The organism is Caulobacter sp. 05T431, assembly GCF_056665975.1.
Genome location: NZ_JBFTKU010000074.1, coordinates 1 through 580, shown reverse-complemented (window position 1 = coordinate 580; position 580 = coordinate 1). Strand labels below are relative to the sequence as shown.

The following is a 580-nucleotide window of genomic DNA, read 5'->3' as shown; positions in this document are numbered from 1 at the left end:
CTGCTGGTCCGGGCGCAGCCGAGGATCCAGTCTCCACTGGATCCCTGACCGGTCCAGATCGATCAATTTGGTGCCGTCCATTCCGAGCGCGGTGACGGCGGCCAGGCGTTTGTCCAGCCGCATGAGGACGGAAAAGTGGGTGTAGGGGAGCAGGACCGACGCGACGCCGGCGAGGGCCGGAATGCCAACCCAGGCACCCAGAAACTGTTCATCGAACCCCGGACGCCCGGAAAGATCCTCGACATTCAATKCGTGCCGGCCTTGCACTATTTCATCCATGGGCAGACCGTTTCAGGGCCCGGCGACAGAGGCGGGTACACGTCTCGACTACTTTCGGGGCTTCCCGGTTCCTTCTCGAAACTCGAATAGTGTCCGGGGCCGGCGGCGGACTGGGCTAGACAGCCGAGCCTGGAGGGCGACCGCCGCCGGCCCGATCATTGTCCCAGTGCGACCTTGGAAAAAACGGGAGCGAATCTTCGACTACGGTGCGACAACTCCATTGCCGCACTTGTCTAAACGTCCGGACCCGGTAGATCCGGCTGCCTTCTGCGCGTTGGCCAGGGCGGGCGTGCCTGAAGCG

At 63.7% G+C, this 580-nt stretch carries 1 protein-coding gene; it reads right to left on the bottom strand.

Annotation, left to right across the window (positions count from 1 at the left end):
* Positions 1-279: hypothetical protein (locus AC1U89_RS24585; RefSeq protein WP_479902226.1), on the bottom strand; the 279-nt coding region annotated here is incomplete at its 3' end.
* Positions 280-580 lie beyond the last annotated feature (301 nt).